A 783-nucleotide genomic window follows, 5' to 3' on the forward strand; every position below is an offset into this window, starting at 1 on the left:
GCTCGGTCACCCACTCGAAGGGTTCATACCCCTTGGCGCGCTGAACCTGATAGTCCACCGCCACGATGTGGCCGAACGCATAGCGCAGGAACAGCGAGCGTCCGACGCCGTTATCCAGCCGCTCAATCCGCCCCAAATAATCCCGAGAAATCCGCAGCCGGTTGTCGTACGCATCGCTGATGGAGACCAACACTCCGTCGCGAAAGTGATAAAACCGCGACGCCTGGGACAACACCAACTCATCCGGCGAAGCGCCCCAATAGATCGCCGCTTCGGCCAAACTATTGGTGATGGCCGGTCGAGCAACGGTCGGCATCGGAAACGAAGTACTGCGGTTCTCATGGTCCGTCCACACCACCGAATCGCCCGACACCACAAGCCGATGCGCCAGCGAATGACTCCAGCCAAACCCCAACCCGCAATCCACTTCCACCGCACTGGTGCGATACAACCGTGTCCACTCAAACGGCAAAATCCCGTCCAACGTGCCATCGGTCAGGGTCAGCAGTTCCTCCCCGGTAACCATCGACACGGGGCAGCCGTTGGTGACGGTCTTATCCGAAGAAGCCGCCGCATCGCCCTTCGGATTCGTCGATACAACAGGCACATCATCGACAGGCTCCTGCCTGACCAACACCGTCTGCTGAGTCTTCCTGCGAACCGCCGGCACCGGGTTCGAAACCACGTGCTCCCCAGCCTTCAACGGCGAAACCGATACGGTCTTGATCGCTGTCGCCGGGCCACCGAGCAGCAAAGGCTTCACCGCCTCGGCATGCGCGTCCA

Annotated in this window: 1 protein-coding gene; it reads right to left on the minus strand. The window is 60.8% G+C overall.

The features are described from left to right. Positions 1-783 (minus strand): DUF6531 domain-containing protein (locus tag HCF10_RS30980; protein ID WP_237683218.1); only part of this gene is annotated, 783 nt, incomplete at both ends.

This window comes from Pseudomonas sp. B14(2022), from assembly GCF_012030485.1.
Lineage (GTDB): Bacteria > Pseudomonadota > Gammaproteobacteria > Pseudomonadales > Pseudomonadaceae > Aquipseudomonas.